A 15,453-nucleotide genomic window follows, 5' to 3' on the forward strand; every position below is an offset into this window, starting at 1 on the left:
TCACACCCCCGACAGGTTCAAGGGTAATTCGCGCAGACGCTGCCCGGTCAGGGCAAACACCGCGTTGGCCACCGCCGGCGCTGTCGGCGGCACGCCGGCCTCGCCGATACCGCCCGGTTTGTCGGTGCTAGGCACGATGTGCACCTCGACCACAGGCATCTCGTTAAGTCGCAATACCTGGTAGTCGTGGTAATTGGACTGCACCACCTCGCCGTTCTTGAAGCTCAGCTTGCTGTGCAAGGTGAATCCGAGGCCAAAGGTCACCGCCGATTCCATCTGCGCGGCGATGCTCATCGGGTTGACCGCAATCCCGCAGTCCACCGCGCACACCACCCGGTGCACGCGGATCGCCAGGTTGTCCTGAGACACTTCGGCGACCTGCGCGACGTAGCTGCCAAACGACTCGTGCACGGCCACCCCCAACGCGTGGCCGTCCGGCAACGGCGCGCTCCAGTTGGCTTTCTCCACCGCCAGATTGAGCACGCCAAGATGCCGCGGATGGTCCTTGAGCAACGTTCGGCGGTAGTCCACCGGATCCTTGCCGGCCGCCGCCGCCAGTTCGTCAATCAACGATTCCATGACGAACGCAGTGTGGCTGTGCCCGACCGAGCGCAGCCACAACACGGTGATGCCGGTTTTCGGTGAATGCAGTTCCACCGAATGATTGACCATGCCCTCAAGGTAAGGACTGTCGGCCACGCCTTCGACCGAAGTCTTGTCGACGCCATCCTTGACCATAGTGGCTTCCATCATGGTGCCGGCCATGATCGACTGGCCGACCATCACGTGTTTCCACGCGACCGGCAGCCCACCGGCATCCAGCCCGACACGGGCCTGATGCAGGAACGCCGAACGGTAGTAGCCGCCACGAATGTCGTCCTCCCGCGACCACACGGTCTTGACCGGCGCGCCCGCCGCTTTCGCGACCTCGACGGCCTCCGCGACAAAATCCGAGGTCGGATTGGCCCGGCGACCGAAACCGCCGCCGAGAAACTCGGTATGAATCTCCACCTGCTCGGGTTTTAGTCCGGTGATCTTGCCTGCGACCATCTGATCCAGGGTCTGGAACTGCGTGCCGGTCCAGATCTCGCATTTGTCCTGGGTGATTTTTACCGTGCAGTTGAGCGGTTCCATCGGCGCATGCGCCAGATACGGCACGCTGTACTCGACGTCGATGGTTTTCGTCGCTTTCGCCAAGGCACCTTCGGCATCGCCCGCCTTGCTCGCCGGGACGCCAGGCGTGGCCGCCAGTTTGCGAAAGCTTTCCAGCAGGTTCTGACTGTCGAGCCCGGCGTTCGGCCCCAGGTCCCAGTCGACCTTGAGCGCGTCACGCCCCAGCTTTGCCGCCCAATAGTGATCGGCAATCACCGCGACGCCCGTGGACACTTGCACCACTTTGTGCACCCCCGGGACCGCCAGCGCTCCGGCGCCTTCGAAGGATTTGACGTGCCCGCCCAGCACCGGCGGACGCGCGACCATCGCGGTCATCAGGCCGTCGAACTGCACGTCCATGCCGAACCTGGCGCGCCCGGTGATTTTCTCGGGCGTGTCGAGGCGCTTGGTGGGTTTGCCGATGACCTTCCAGTCCTTGGCCTCCTTGAACTTGATCGACGCCGGATCCGGCACCGGCAACTTGCCGGCGTCGTCGGCCAGTTCGCCGTACGTGACGCTGTGTTCGCCGGCCGTCACCACCCCCGATTCGGTGCGAATGGTCGAAGGCGCGACGTTGAAGCGCTTGGCGGCAGCATCGACCAGCATCAGGCGCGCCGCGGCGCCGGCCTGACGGTAGCGGTCGAACTCCATCCAGGTGGAGGTCGAACCACCGGTGATCTGCATCCCGCCAAACCCGGCCATGCCGTAGTCCGCCGCCGATGCAGGCGAGTGTTCAACGCGGATTTTCGACCAGTCGGCGTCCAGCTCTTCGGCGATCAGCATGGTCAGGCCGGTCCAGATGCCCTGGCCCATTTCCGAATGACCAAGCAGCACGGTGACGCTGTTGTCGTTGGCGATACGCAAGAACGCATTGGGCGCGAAGGCATTGCCCTGATTCTCGGCGCCCAAGGCAAACCGGTGCGCGCCGGGGATGACAAACGCCACCACCAGACCGCCGCCCAGCAACGCGCTGCCCTTGAGGAAACCTCGGCGCGATAACGGATGGATGCTGTTCATTCGAACCTCCCTCAACCGATGTCGGCGGCGCGTTTGACCGCAGCGCGAATCCTTGGGTAAGTGCCGCAGCGGCAGATATTGCCGGACAGCGCCTGATCGATGTCGCTGTCGGTGGGTTTGGGGATCTTCGCCAACAGCGCCGCTGCTGACATGATCTGCCCGGACTGGCAGTAGCCGCACTGGACCACATCGAGTTCGGCCCAGGCTTGTTGCACCGGGTGCGAGCCGTCGGTGGACAGGCCTTCGATGGTGAGGATTTTTTGCCCGTGGGCCACGACGGTGGCGGGCGTGATACAGGAGCGCAATGGCGCGCCATCGACGTGCACGGTGCAGGCGCCACACTGGGCCATGCCGCAACCGAATTTGGTGCCGGTCAGGTGCGCGACGTCGCGCAGGACCCAGAGCAACGGCATGTCCGCGGGGACATCCAGCTCCTGATCCTTGCCGTTGATGTTCAGGGTCAGCATCGCGATTTTCCTCAGACTCACGGTGTTCTGAAGGGCGACGCTGTGGCATCCAACATGCCCACGCGCGCCTCGGGTTATCCCTACAGCTAAGCGCAAAATGCCGGGCGAGACCGGTTCATCGACCACCGGTCACATCCCGGCCGCCACAAAACCTGTAGGAGCGAGCGTGCTCGCGATGGTCGCTAACGAAGACGCGTATTTTCTGGATATACGTGGCGCTCTTCAGACCATCGCGAGCAAGCTCGCTCCTACAGGCGAGCGATGGTCGAGGGCGATTCGACCAGCGAATGGCATTTGAGAAATTCGGTGCGGTGATCACACGGTACGCAGGATGATTGCCCGGAAAAATGGCCTCGTGTTACAAGCACTATGAAGCAGTCTTTCACAATGGTGGCGGCAATGAATCAGGATCCGTTCGATGGCTTGACCGAGTTTCTGGCGGTGGCCGAGCACAGGAGTTTCACCCTCGCCGCCACTCGCCTGGCGGTGACCCCGACAGCGGTGAGCCAGGCGATCAAATTGCTGGAACGGCGTACCGGGGTGTTGCTGTTCCAGCGCACGACACGCCGGGTCGCCTTGACCGAGGCCGGTGCCAGCCTGTTCGCCCGCCTGCGTCCGGCGGCCAGCGAAATCAATGAGGCCCTCGCAGTGCTCAGCGGCTTTCGCGATCAGCCGATGGGCACGCTGCGCATCACCGCGCCACGGCTGTTGGGGGCGTCGCTGATGGAGCCGCTGATCCCGCTGTTTCGCGAGGCCTGCCCGCAAGTCACCCTCGACATTTCCCTTGACGACGCCACCGTCGACTTGATGACCGGCGGCTTCGACGCCGGAATCCGTCTGGGCGAGTCCATTGAACAAGACATGATCGCGGTGCGCCTCACGCCCGACCTGCAATGGTCAGTGGTGGGCGCTCCGGATTACTTCGCCAAGGCTGGCAAACCCGCCAGCCCCGAGGAGCTGACCGGCCATCAGTGCATCGGCTTTCGCTTCTCGAACTCGGGCAACGCTCACCGCTGGGAGTTTCGCCGCGACGGACGCGACTTCACCGTGGGCGTCGAAGGTGGCGTCATCGTCAATGACCGTCGGCTGCTGGTGGCCGCCGCTCGCAGCGGATCGGGTCTGGCGTACGCCTGTGATCTGGAGATTGCCGAAGAACTGACGGACGGTCGACTGGAGCGCGTGCTAGAGCCGTTTGTACCGCCCAGTTCAGCGCTGTACCTGTACTTTCCCAGCCGGACCCAGACCCAGCCGAAACTGCGCGCGTTCATCGACCTGGCGACGCGCTGGATCGCCAGTCAGGGCGGGCTTAAACCCTCGGTTTGAGCAAGAGGCCGATGCTGAAGACCGGTGCGGCGGCGAGCCGACGCATCAGGCCGCCACCTTGATCCGGTGGTGGGCGCTCAACCGATGTTGGGCCAGCAGGCGCATTACGTAGCCAATCTTGATCAAGGTCGGGCCGATGATGGTCATGGCGTGCATCGACACGAGCACCACGATCGACAACTGCCCGGCGTAGAGGTAGGCGCCGTAGATACCCGCCAGCAGCAGCGCGAGGCCGATGCCCAGGACTTTGCTCGACAGCTGAAGAACGTTCTGAGGATTGTTGAAGTAAGCGAACATTTTTTTGTACTCCTGTATCAGCCAGTTGTACGGTTGTTAGTTCACCTTTCGTGCCAGGTTTTCCACGCCTGTAAATCAATACGTTAGGGCTTACAGTGTCAATTTGACTCATTCCACCTAGTCAGTACGACACCAAACCATGTCATTTTGACTGCGTTCAACTGATAATCCGATGGGATTTCTGATCGGCAATTCGCGCCAGAGCTAATACACTCCAACGCTGACCTGTCGAGGACACCGTGATGAAGCCCACCGCTGCCAAAGACGCCGACAAGGCCCCACGCTTCTGGCGCGACGACGCCCTGCCCTTCATTGAAGCCCGCTCCATCGCCGACGGCCGCGAGGTCTGCTACACCCGGCATGCCCACACGCATTTCTCCATAGGCGCGATCACTGCCGGGCGCAGTACCTATATTCATGAGCGATCGCAGTTTCAGGTCAGCGCCGGCACGGTGGTGCTGATGAATCCCGGCGATGTTCACGCCTGCAACCCGATTGACGACGAGCCGTGGTCGTACCTGATGTTGTACGTCGATACGGCATGGCTCACGGATCTGCAGCATCAGCTCGGGTTCAGCCATGACCTGGCATTTCGGCGGTTTTCCATCACCCACAATCGGGACGACGATCTGTTCACCGGGCTGAAGGTGTTGTACGAAATACTGGTCGACAGCGAACAGGACGTACTACGCAAACAGAGCGCGGCGGTGGAGTTTTTCACCGACGTGCAGCAACGCCTCAACCCCGGTGATCAACCGCTGCGCGAGCCTAATTTCAAACTGGAGCGCGCGGCGGATTTCATTCGCGACAACTGCACACATCTGCTTAAGCTCGAGGACATTTGCGAGGCCGCGCAGCTGTCGCCGTCGTACCTGATCCGCGCGTTCAAGCAGCATTTCGGCATGACGCCCCACGCGTTTCTGGTCAACCGCCGGATCCAGTTTGCTCAGGACCAACTGCGCAACGGCCGGTTGATCGCTGACGTCGCGCTGGAGGCCGGGTTTGCCGATCAGGCGCATTTTCAGCGGGCGTTCAAACAGCATCTGGCGGCGACGCCGGGGCAATATCGCGGTTAGGGCAGCAGGAGATAGATCGCGCTCATGGCCAGCAGCAGCGCCATGATCCGGTTGAACCAGCGCATGCCCGCCGGGTTGTTCAGGTAGCCACGCAAAAAGGTCCCGGCGTAGGCCCAACAACCGACCGACACATAGCAGATCACCAGGTACACCGCAGCAAACTGCCAGACCAGCCGCGCTTCGCCATCCGCGACAAACGCGCCCATGCCGGCCACGCAAGCCAGCCAGGCTTTCGGATTGAGCCATTGCATCACCGCGCCATACATCATCGACGGCGCCCGTGTTGAGCTTTTCGCATCAAGCTCGCCGTTGTCCGCCGCCAGTTTCCACGCCATGAACAACAGGAACGCCACGCCGGCCAGTTGCACCGCCCGCGTCAGCGCCGGCCAGGCGATCAACACCTCATGCAGTCCGAGGCCCATCAACACCAACAACAGCACAAAACCCAGGGTCGCCCCGGCCACGTGCCGTTGGCTCGCGCGAAAGCCGAACTGCGCGCCGGAACTCAACGCGACAATATTCACCGGCCCCGGCGTGATCGACGCCACCAGCGCAAACGCTGCCATCGAAATAATCAGACTCATTGCACGTTCTTCCCTTCAGTTAAACCAGCCCTGAAGGTAAAGAGCGGCTTGGCTCGCGTATTGAAGAAAACTGCCCAGTGCCATTACCGCAACCTCCTTTAGGAGCGAGCACGCTCGCTCCTACAGGTGAATGCGTTCGCGCCGTATACGCCGCCATGCCCACGGCCCCCAACGACAGGCGGATCGCATGCGGCACGTGGAGTGAAGTGGCGAAAGGCTCGGCGGTGGAAACGGCAACTTGCTCCCAACGGGCCGTGGCGTTTTCCATAAGGAATTTTGTCTGAATAGAAACGCTGAAACGGCTTGTAGCAAGACTGGCGAAGCCGACCATGCAGCGGAGGTATCCATGACGGCTTTTGATTGTCTGCTCTTTCGCCTACACGATGTGTGCAAGGCATCCTTCGCCGCACCCTCCGCAATAAATCAGTGTGCTACAGATCATTTCCATCTAAGTCTTGCAGCAATACCCGGTAAATCAAACAGACGGTTGGTCACCCCTGTCGATGGCAGAATTTCTCGGCTTCCCATCCTGGCCGCAGAAAAATGGTGATCAATGAAACCTCTACCGCTCTTGCTCAGCGCGCTGTTCATCAGCCCTGGCGCCTTCGCCATGAACGGCGATTTCTGGTATTTCCAGACAAGTGCCTATACCAAACACTGGAAAAGCGACCCCGACCACAACAACCGTCAGAAGCTGATCAGCGTCGAACGCAACCTGGCCGACGGCTCTCTGTGGGGAGGCGCGACGTTTCGAAACTCTTTCGACCAGCGCTCCTACTACGCGTACTACGGCCATCGCTGGGTCGCCGAGCAGTATCCGGTCTACTTCAAGCTCAGCGGCGGATTGCTCAAGGGATACAAAGGCCAATACAAGGACCGGATTCCATTGAACAACCTGGGCGTCGCGCCGGTGATCATTCCCGCCTTCGGCACTTTCTACGGGCCCGTGGGTGCCGAACTGGTCGTCCTGGGCGGCGCCGCGGTCATGGTCAATGTCGGTTACCGCTACTGATCATCCCGGCCCGGGTTGGCTGAAAATTACAGGTGTTCACACAGCCTCTCTGTAGGAGCGAGCTTGCTCGCGATGGACGTGAACGATGACGCGGGCAGCCTGAATGCCCGCGGTGTCCGGACGTCCATCGCGAGCAAGCTCACTCCTACAGGTGAATGCGTTCGCGTCAGGTATACGCGCCGACCACTCGTTTCACTTTAATCAGCGCATCTCTCAGCGAGTCCATGTCCACGGAACCCAACGCCAGACGGATCGCGTGCGGCACGTGGACTGAAGTGGCAAAAGGCTCGGCAGTGGAAACGGCGACTTGCTCATGCATCAACTCCACGGCGATCTGGTCCGCCCGCGCGTCTTCGCCGAGCGGCAACCACAGAAAGTAGGACGATGGGTGTGTCATGCAACGCAGACCTTTCAGCAGGTCGGCAGCCATCGCTTGCCGGGCTTGGGCGTCGGCGCGCTTTTGTGCTTCCAGAGTGCTCACGGTGCCGTCATCGAGCCAGGCACAGACAATGGCGGTCATCACCCCCGGCGTGTTCCAGGTGGTCGCGCGGATGGCATGTTCCAGTGCCGGCACCTTGTCCAGCGGCGCGGCGACGAAGCCGACGCGCAGCCCCGTGGCAATATTCTTGGAGAACCCCGAGACGTAGACGGTCCGTTCTGGCGCCATGTCGGCCAACGGGGCCGGGGCGTTTTCCACCAGGAAGGCGTAGGCGGCGTCTTCAATGATCAGCAGATCGTGCTGGCGTGCAATCGAGACAAACTGCTGACGCCACTGGGCGTCCATGACCCATCCCAATGGATTGTGCAGGGTCGGCATGGTGTAAACCGCGCGTACCGAGCGGCGTCGGCACAAGGCGCTCAAAGCCTCCAGATCCGGTCCGGTCTCCGTGACGGGAATCGGCACGATTTCCAGGTGCAGCGATTCGGCCAGCACCTTGAAACCGGTGTAGGTCAGCGCATCCGCCGCGATCACGTCGCCGGGTTTGAGCAACGCCATCATTGTCACCGCCAGCCCATGTTGCGCACCGCTGACGATCAACACCTGCTCGCCCTGGACCTTCAGCCCACGTGAAAGCAAATGGTTGGCGATCGAGGCCCGCTCATGGGGACGCCCGGCATGGGGCTGGTAACGCAGATGGGATTCAAGGTCGCCGGACAGCGCGAGTTGCCTTAGCGCGGTTCGCAACAAATCCGCCTGACCGGGCAACGACGGGTAGTTGAAGTTGAGATCGGCCATGCCCACGGCGACCGCGTGCTGGCTGACACCCTGGCCGGGCGGCAGCGACGTCTCCCGGACAAACGTGCCCCGCCCCGTTTCACCGCTGACGAGGCCCATCGCCTCCAGCTCCGCATACACACGGCTGGCAGTTACCAGCGCCAGCCCATGGTCCGCCGACAGTTGGCGATGGGTTGGCAGCCGCGTGCCGGGCGCGAGGCGTCCTGCACGGATGTCGGCGGCAAAGGTGTCGACCAGGGTCTTGTAACGCAAGCGCGGCATAGGCGATGTATCCATGACAATTTTTTGATTGTCTTGATAGTCAACCCTACGATGCGCTCAACGCAACCCTGCGCAGACGCCACCAGTCGAGTGATCTTCAATGGAACGAGTATCGAACGTGCACAGCCAGACTCAAGCAAAGGCCTCGAGCGGCTGGATCAACGGCCTGATCGGCGTGCTGATCTTCAGCGGCTCGCTGCCGGCGACCCGCATCGCCGTACTGGAATTCGACCCGGTATTTCTGACCGTCGCCCGAGCCACCATCGCAGGCGTGCTCGGGCTGTTGATGCTGATGCTGTTCAAAGAAAAACGTCCGGCTCGCGATCAGCTGTTGCCGCTGGTCATTGTGGCCATGGGCGTGGTGGTCGGGTTTCCGCTGCTGACGGCGCTGGCGCTGCAATGCGTGACCTCGGCGCATTCGATTGTGTTCGTGGGGCTGTTGCCGCTGGCTACTGCGGTGTTTGGTGTAGTGCGCGGTGGCGAGCGCCCGCGGCCGGTGTTCTGGGTGTTCTCGGTGCTGGGCAGCCTGCTGGTGGTGGGATTTGCCGCGTCCCAGGGCCTGACCGCCGCACCCGAGGGCGCCATCCTGATGCTGTTGGCCATCCTGGCGTGCGGCCTTGGCTATGCCGAAGGCGCGAAACTGTCGCGAACCCTCGGCGGATGGCAGGTAATTTCCTGGGCGCTGGTGCTGGCGCTGCCGGTCATGGCGTTGCTGAGTCTGTGGCGCGCACCGGCTTCGTTCTCCGGGATCAGCACACCGGCGTGGTTCAGCCTGGGTTACGTCTCGCTGTTCAGCATGCTGATCGGCTTCGTCTTCTGGTATCGCGGGCTGGCGCAGGGCGGGATTGCCGCTGTAGGGCAGTTGCAATTGCTGCAGCCGTTTTTTGGCCTGGCGCTGGCGGCGTCGTTGCTGCACGAGCAGGTCAGCCTCGGCATGCTGGCGGTGACGATGGCAGTGATTCTCTGCGTGGCCGGGGCGCGGAAATTCGCGTAGGCGCGAGAATTTCCCGCGAAGCTGTCCTTGAGGCGGCATCGCCGATCGGGATGCCATCCTGACCACCGAGCGATTGTACGGCGCCAGCGCTGCTCGACTGTACGGGTCGAGCCGCCCGGCACCTGTGGTAAAAATATCGCTCTCGTCACTGGAGCCGATCATGGACCTCGCCACTCTCACCCTCTTTCTTCCGGCCTGCTTCGCCCTGAACATGGCCCCCGGTCCGAATAACCTGTTGTCGGTCAGCAACTCGACGCGCTATGGCTACCGCACCGCGTGCGTGGCAGGCCTAGGTCGGTTGCTGGCGTTCGCCGGGATGATCGCCCTGGCGTCGGCGGGTCTGGCGGTGGTGTTGCAGACGTCGGAAGTGTTGTTCTACGTCATCAAGATTGTCGGCGCGGCGTACCTGTTCTACCTCGCGTGGCAATTGTGGCGCGCGGATCCGGGGGCGGAAAACCGGGTGACCGGCGCCCCCGCAGGCCTGCTGAGTTTGGCCCGACAGGAATTTCTGGTGGCTGCCGGCAACCCGAAAGCGATCCTGATCTTCACCGCGTTCCTGCCGCAGTTCGTCGACCCGAGCCAGGCCGTGACGCCGCAATTCGCCGTGCTCGGCGCGCTGTTCCTGATGCTGGAATGGATCGCCATCGGCGCCTATGCCTACATGGGCCTGCACATGCGCCGCTGGTTCGCCAGGCCGCGGGGCAAGCGGATTTTCAACCGTTGCTGCGCGGGGTTGTTGTCGGCGGCGGCTTCGGTGTTGTTGATGGCGCGCCGGGCCTAGGCCTCATTCACTGTAGGAGCGAGCATGCTCGCTCCTACAGGGGGGCTTGGCGGCGTCTGAAATTTCTTGTCGATTTTCCGGTGGAGACGCCGGGCGGCGGGCCTTATGCTCAAGCCATGAATATACAAAACGCTTTCCTGCCGCCCCACGCCGAGATGGTGCGCGCCATGCTCGAACGAGACACCACCTACGAGGGGGTGTTTTTTACTGCGGTCAAGACCACCGGCATCTTCTGCCGCCCCAGTTGCACGGCGCGCAAACCGAAACCGGAGAACGTCGAGTTCTTCGCCCATGCCGATGAATGCCTGTCCGCTGGCTACCGCGCCTGCCTGCGCTGTAAACCGCTGGACGCGGCCGCCATCGCCCCGGACTGGGTGCAGGCGCTGCTCCACGCAGTGGACGCCGATCCCGAGCGACGCTGGACCGATGCCGACTTGCTGGCCAAAGGCGTGGAGCCGCTGAAACTGCGCCGCTGGTTCAAGCAGCACTTCGGCATGACCTTCCACGCGTGGCTGCGTACCCGTCGCCTCGGCATGGCACTGGGCGGGATCAAGCAAGGCGATTCCATCGACAGCGCCGCGTTTGATTCGGGCTACGAATCCCTGAGCGGATTTCGCGACGCCTTTCAAAAATCCTTCCACATCACCCCCGGCCGCGCGGCCAACAGCGAACCGCTGCTGTTCACACGCCTGACCACGCCGCTGGGACCAATGATCGCCATGGCGGAACGGCGTGGACTGGTGCTGCTGGAGTTTCTCGACCGGCCGGCACTGACCCGGGAAGTCGAGGCATTGCAGAACCGCCACGGCTATGCGGTGGCGCCTGGGCACAACGCGCACTTGCGGCAAATCGAAGAGGAGCTGGCGCAGTATTTCGCCGGCCAGCTAACCGAATTCAAGGTGCCGTTGCACCTGCCCGGCAGCGAATTCTCCCGGCAGGTCTGGGCCGAATTGGCCAAGATCCCGTACGGCCAGACCAGCACCTACGGCACCATCGCCGCGCTGATGGGCAAACCCGGTGCCAGCCGCGCGGTAGGCCTGGCCAATGGGCATAACCGGATTTCGATTGTGCTGCCCTGCCACCGGGTGATCGGTGCGGATGGCTCGCTGACCGGCTATGGTGGAGGACAGCCGCGCAAGGCGTTTCTGCTTCGGCTGGAAAAAGCCGCCGTGCAGCTCACCGAACCACTGGCGTTTTGATCATTTCACCAGGAATCAACGCTTGACCCCCGACCCGTATTTATCCGCAACCGAATTTCTCAAGTCGATCGACGACGATTGGGCACGCCACATTGCTGCCATCGGCCCCTGCCGGCACGAACCCCACGCGGCGCACGATCCGTATGAATCGCTGGTGCGTTCGATTGCCTATCAACAGCTGCACGCCAGGGCCGGGGATGCGATTGTCGGTCGATTGCTGGCGCTGTTTCCTTCAACAACGTTTCCTCGTCCTGAACAAATCCTGGCCACCGGGTTTGACTCGATGCGCGGGTGCGGCTTTTCCGCGAGCAAGATTGCGACCATTCAAGGCATCGCCCAGGCCGCGCTGGACGGGGTGGTGCCGGACTACGCAACGGCGTTGGCCATGGAGGATGAGGCGCTGATCGAGCGGCTGGTCACCCTGCGGGGCGTTGGCCGCTGGACGGTCGAGATGCTGCTGATCTATAGCCTGGAACGGCCGGATATCCTGCCGGCCGATGATTTCGGCGTGCGTGAAGGGTATCGGCGGCTGAAAGGGTTGGAGGTGCAGCCTACCCGGAAACAGATGATTGAAATCGGGTTGGCGTGGAGTCCTTTTCGGACGGTGGCCTCTTGGTATTTGTGGCGGGTGCCCAGCAGGTAGACCGGGTTATCGTTCTTCGCGCGCAAGCCACGATCCCTGTGGGAGCGGGCTTGCTCGCGAAGGCGTCATCCCGATCAACAAATCACTCAAACCTGTTCACAACCCCGACTTCAACCGACTGAACGCCCGAATCAACGCCCGATTGAAGGCCTTGCCGTTGTCATTCTTGGTGTACAACGAAGCCCTCACTGCTGCCGACGGATACGTCCCCGGGTCATTGCGAATGGCCGGGTCGATCAACGCGTCCGCCGCCGTGATCGCATTGGCGTAGTGAATCGTGTCGGTGATTGGCGCAATCACCTCGGGCGTCATCAGGTAGTCCATCAACGCCAGGCCTGCCTGGGGGTGCGGCGCGTCCCTGGGAATGACCATGGCGTCAAACCAGATCAACGTGCCTTCCTTGGGAATGCGGTACTTCAGCGTGAACGGTTTTTTCGCCGCTTCCGCCTGGCCCGCCGCGATGGCCACGTTGCCGTTCCACGACATCGCCACGCAGGTGTTGCCGTTCGCCAGGTCGCTGATGTTCAGGTCATTGTCGAAATAGCGAATGTACGGACGGATCTTCGCCAGTTGCTGCTCGGCCTGCTTGAGGTCGTCGAGGTTCTGGCGGTTGATGTCCAGCCCCATGTACTTCATCACCGCGGCGAACACTTCATTGGGATCGTTAAGCAAACTCACGCCGCAATCGGCAAATTTCGACACCACGTCCGGATCGAACAGCATTGCCCAGCTGTCCGTTGGCGCATCGGGCAGGCGCTTCTTGACGGCTTCCTGCTGGTAGCCCACGCCGGTCGTGCCCCAGGCATAAATCCCGGCGTAACGATTGCCCGGATCGAACACCGCCATGTGCTGGCGGAACTCATCACCGACGCCGGCAAAATGCGGCAGTTGTTGCGGGTTCAGCGTCTGAATCGCCCCGCTCTGGATGGCCCGGGACAGGTGCTGCCCCGCCGTCAGCACCAGGTCATAGCCGCTGCGGCCGGTGAGCAGCTTGGTCTCGACGGTTTCCAGGGAGTCGAAGTGATCGGCGACCACGTGAATGCCGGTCTTCTTCTCGAAATTGGCCAGGGTGTCCGGGGCCAGGTATTCGCCCCAGATATACAGGTTCACCACCGGTTTTTCGCTGTTGGCGGCCTGCACACACAGGGGTGCAAGCACCAGCAATAACGCTTGAGTCAGTTTGTGCAGGCGCATGTTCACGCTCCCTGTTTATTGCGGGCAGGCGCGGCGTATTGCGGCATGGTGATGCACGCGACGTTGCCGCCGCCCAGGAGGATTTCCCGGGAGTTTTCGATGCCGACGATTTTGTGCTGCGGGAACAGTTCGGCCAGTGTTGCCAGCGCCACCTGGTCGTTGCGATCGCCAAACAGCGGCACCACAATTGAGCGGTTGCCGGCGTAGTAATTGATGTACGAGGCGCAGATCCTGGTCCCGGCCTGGCGGGTGTGGGTGCTGTCCTGCTGATCCAGGCCTTCGGCCTCTTCAGCAGTCCATTCCAGCACGTCAGGTTGTGGCAATTTGTGCACGATCAGTTCGCGGCCACGGCTGTCGCGGGTGCTGCGCAGGATGTCGTAGGCCTCCTGGTAGATTTCCCATTGCGGGTCATCGCGATTGTCGGTCCATTGCAACACCACTTCACCCGGACGCACGAAGCACGCGAGGTCGTCGACGTGGCCGTCGGTTTCGTCGAACTTGCAGCCGCGAGGTAGCCAGATGACCTGCTCGGCACCGAGGTAATCAGTGAGCCGGCGAGTGACTTCTTCCTTGCCCAGATGCTGGTTGCGATTGCGGTTGAGCAGGCATTGTTCGGTAGTGAGGATGCTGCCCTGGCCGTCGCTCTGGATGCCGCCGAGTTCGGCAATCAACGGCGCGCGATAGCGGTCGAACCGCTCGATTTCGAGAATCTTGCTCGCGATCTGATCGTCCTTGTCCCATGGGTAGTACAAGCCGCCATCGAGGCCGCCGTACGCGTTGAATTCGAAGTCGACGCCGCGCACTTCGCCGCTGGCGTCGTTGACCACGAAGCACGGGCCGCTGTCGCGGAACCAGGTGTCGTTGCAGGTCATTTCCACCACCCGCACTTGCGGCGGCAATTGCCGGCGCGCGGTGGCGAATTGCGCGGCGGAAGCGCACACGGTGACCGGTTCGCTGTGGGAGATGGCAGTGACAATCTGTACCCAGACTTTCTGCGCGGGCTTGGCGCCGTTGCGCCAGACGTCGGTGCGCTCCGGCCAGCCGAGCCAGCAGCCGGCCTTGTTCTCGAATTCGCCGGGCAGGCGAAAACCGTCTTGTTTGGGGGTGGAGTCGAGCGAACGTGCCATGGTCAAACCTCGTTAGCGGGGATTGGGATGACCACAGGCTACGGTCGCCTGGCCCCTCGTCGCCAACGATGATTATTTCGGAATACTTGAATTCAACTCATCAATCGATCAGTTGATCGTTGAACCATTCCAGCATTTGCGCCACGGCTGGACGCTCCAGGCGCACCCGCTCACACACCAGCGCGTACTGACCCAACGCGGTCATGCTTGAGGTGAACGGCCGGACCAGACGACCGCCAAGCAAATCTTCCTGGGCCGTGAGGTTATCGCCCATCGCGATGCCCTGCCCTTGCGCCGCTGCCTCCAGCGCCAGACCGGCGTGGGCGAAATACAGCTGCCGTTGCGGACGCAGGTCACCGGCATGACCGGTCAGCCAGGCGGTCCAGGTCTTGCCGTCCTGGTCGTCGTGCAACAGGCAGTGACGCGCCAGGTCCTTGGGGGCTTTCAGCGTGCCCTGGTTGAACAGGCCGGGGCTGCACACCGGGAAGAACTGCAGCGCGGGCAACGGCCGGACGAAGTAGGCGCTGCTGTCCACGGGGCCGGTGCCATAGGTGATCGCCAGGTCGATGTCTTCCCCTGGCGCGGTGGCATCGATCGGTTGTTCGTAGAGGTGCAGCGTGATGTGCGGATAGCGCGCATAGAAGTCGGTCAGACGACGCATCAACCACTTCTGCGCCAGTTCGGCGGTGACCGCCAGGCGCAGTACCGCGAGCGACGAGGGATCGCGCAATTCGTCGCAGGCCTCGCCGATCAGCTCGAAGGCTTGCTGCAGGCTCTGCATCAGGCGTCCGGCGGCGATTGTCGGGCGGATCTGTCGGCCTTCGCGGATGAACAGCGACACGCCCAGTTGCTCTTCGAGTTGACGGATCTGATGGCTGACGGCGCTGTCGGTGACACACAACTCCGCCGCCGCGCGGCCGAAATGGGCGTGGCGGGCAGCGCATTCGAAGGTTTTGAGGGCCGCGAGGGAGGGTAAGCGTCGCATCAGGTCAGGTCCCGGAGGTGAGATGCCCATGCTGACCGGGCGGGCGGTGGGCGTCCAGTGGCACCGAGTGATCGTGTGTCAGCAGCAAGCCGGCTCCAACAGGG

General features: G+C 62.3%; 15 protein-coding genes. 7 read left to right on the forward strand and 8 right to left on the reverse strand.

Annotated elements, in window-relative coordinates; genetic code table 11:
- Both NTD84_RS17640 and NTD84_RS17645 read right to left on the reverse strand, forming a co-directional pair.
- Entirely contained in the window at positions 1–2,169 is a 2,169-nt protein-coding gene (locus NTD84_RS17640) for a xanthine dehydrogenase family protein molybdopterin-binding subunit (RefSeq protein ID WP_262167877.1), read from the reverse strand.
- An 11-nt stretch (positions 2,170–2,180) separates the two neighbouring features.
- Positions 2,181–2,636, reverse strand: a complete 456-nt coding sequence (locus NTD84_RS17645) for a (2Fe-2S)-binding protein (protein ID WP_262167879.1) — start codon at positions 2,634–2,636, stop codon at positions 2,181–2,183.
- 399 nt (positions 2,637–3,035) lie between these two features.
- Between NTD84_RS17645 and NTD84_RS17650 the strand changes: the two genes are divergently transcribed.
- Positions 3,036–3,959 (forward strand): LysR family transcriptional regulator, encoded by a 924-nt coding sequence (locus NTD84_RS17650; protein ID WP_262167881.1) that lies wholly within the window; start codon positions 3,036–3,038, stop codon positions 3,957–3,959.
- A 45-nt stretch (positions 3,960–4,004) separates the two neighbouring features.
- On the opposite strand, the gene NTD84_RS17655 is transcribed toward NTD84_RS17650, so the two are convergent.
- Positions 4,005–4,256 carry a transmembrane sensor/regulator PpyR gene (locus NTD84_RS17655; RefSeq protein ID WP_262167883.1) on the reverse strand — a complete coding sequence of 84 codons (252 nt, stop codon included), beginning with the start codon at positions 4,254–4,256 and terminating at the stop codon, positions 4,005–4,007.
- Between the two features lie 242 nt (positions 4,257–4,498).
- On the opposite strand from NTD84_RS17655, the gene NTD84_RS17660 reads away from it, so the two are divergent.
- Positions 4,499–5,332, forward strand: coding sequence for an AraC family transcriptional regulator (locus tag NTD84_RS17660; RefSeq protein ID WP_262167885.1), 834 nt, complete (start codon positions 4,499–4,501; stop codon positions 5,330–5,332).
- Here NTD84_RS17660 and NTD84_RS17665 read toward each other — a convergent pair.
- A complete protein-coding gene (locus NTD84_RS17665) occupies positions 5,329–5,916 on the reverse strand; it encodes a LysE family translocator (RefSeq protein ID WP_262167886.1) in 588 nt (195 codons plus the stop codon). The genes NTD84_RS17660 and NTD84_RS17665 overlap by 4 nt on opposite strands.
- Before the next feature lie 553 nt (positions 5,917–6,469).
- Between NTD84_RS17665 and NTD84_RS17670 the strand changes: the two genes are divergently transcribed.
- Positions 6,470–6,928 (forward strand): sn-glycerol-3-phosphate transporter, encoded by a 459-nt coding sequence (locus NTD84_RS17670; RefSeq protein ID WP_262167888.1) that lies wholly within the window; start codon positions 6,470–6,472, stop codon positions 6,926–6,928.
- A gap of 166 nt (positions 6,929–7,094) precedes the next feature.
- Here NTD84_RS17670 and NTD84_RS17675 read toward each other — a convergent pair whose 3' ends face one another.
- Positions 7,095–8,426 (reverse strand): PLP-dependent aminotransferase family protein, encoded by a 1,332-nt coding sequence (locus tag NTD84_RS17675; RefSeq protein ID WP_262167890.1) that lies wholly within the window; start codon positions 8,424–8,426, stop codon positions 7,095–7,097.
- Positions 8,427–8,526: 100 nt separating this feature from the next.
- On the opposite strand from NTD84_RS17675, the gene NTD84_RS17680 reads away from it, so the two are divergent.
- From NTD84_RS17680 to NTD84_RS17695, 4 genes are all read left to right on the forward strand, one after another.
- A complete protein-coding gene (locus NTD84_RS17680; RefSeq protein WP_262167892.1) occupies positions 8,527–9,420 on the forward strand; it encodes a DMT family transporter in 894 nt (297 codons plus the stop codon).
- Positions 9,421–9,580: 160 nt separating this feature from the next.
- Positions 9,581–10,201 carry a LysE family translocator gene (locus NTD84_RS17685; protein WP_262167894.1) on the forward strand — a complete coding sequence of 207 codons (621 nt, stop codon included), beginning with the start codon at positions 9,581–9,583 and terminating at the stop codon, positions 10,199–10,201.
- 116 nt (positions 10,202–10,317) lie between these two features.
- Positions 10,318–11,400 (forward strand): bifunctional transcriptional activator/DNA repair enzyme AdaA, encoded by a 1,083-nt coding sequence (locus tag NTD84_RS17690; RefSeq protein WP_262167896.1) that lies wholly within the window; start codon positions 10,318–10,320, stop codon positions 11,398–11,400.
- Between the two features lie 22 nt (positions 11,401–11,422).
- Positions 11,423–12,043: a DNA-3-methyladenine glycosylase family protein gene (locus NTD84_RS17695; RefSeq protein ID WP_262167899.1), complete on the forward strand. Its 621-nt coding sequence runs from the start codon at positions 11,423–11,425 to the stop codon at positions 12,041–12,043.
- Between the two features lie 96 nt (positions 12,044–12,139).
- Here NTD84_RS17695 and NTD84_RS17700 read toward each other — a convergent pair whose 3' ends face one another.
- The 3 genes from NTD84_RS17700 to NTD84_RS17710 all read right to left on the reverse strand — a co-directional run bounded on the left by NTD84_RS17700 (position 12,140) and on the right by NTD84_RS17710 (position 15,349).
- Positions 12,140–13,237 (reverse strand): extracellular solute-binding protein, encoded by a 1,098-nt coding sequence (locus NTD84_RS17700; protein WP_262167901.1) that lies wholly within the window; start codon positions 13,235–13,237, stop codon positions 12,140–12,142.
- 2 nt (positions 13,238–13,239) lie between these two features.
- Positions 13,240–14,364 carry an agmatine deiminase gene (gene aguA, locus NTD84_RS17705; protein WP_262167903.1) on the reverse strand — a complete coding sequence of 375 codons (1,125 nt, stop codon included), beginning with the start codon at positions 14,362–14,364 and terminating at the stop codon, positions 13,240–13,242.
- 100 nt (positions 14,365–14,464) lie between these two features.
- Positions 14,465–15,349: a LysR substrate-binding domain-containing protein gene (locus tag NTD84_RS17710; RefSeq protein ID WP_262167905.1), complete on the reverse strand. Its 885-nt coding sequence runs from the start codon at positions 15,347–15,349 to the stop codon at positions 14,465–14,467.
- Positions 15,350–15,453 lie beyond the last annotated feature (104 nt).

This window comes from Pseudomonas sp. 14P_8.1_Bac3 (assembly GCF_025466085.1).
Classification (GTDB): domain Bacteria; phylum Pseudomonadota; class Gammaproteobacteria; order Pseudomonadales; family Pseudomonadaceae; genus Aquipseudomonas.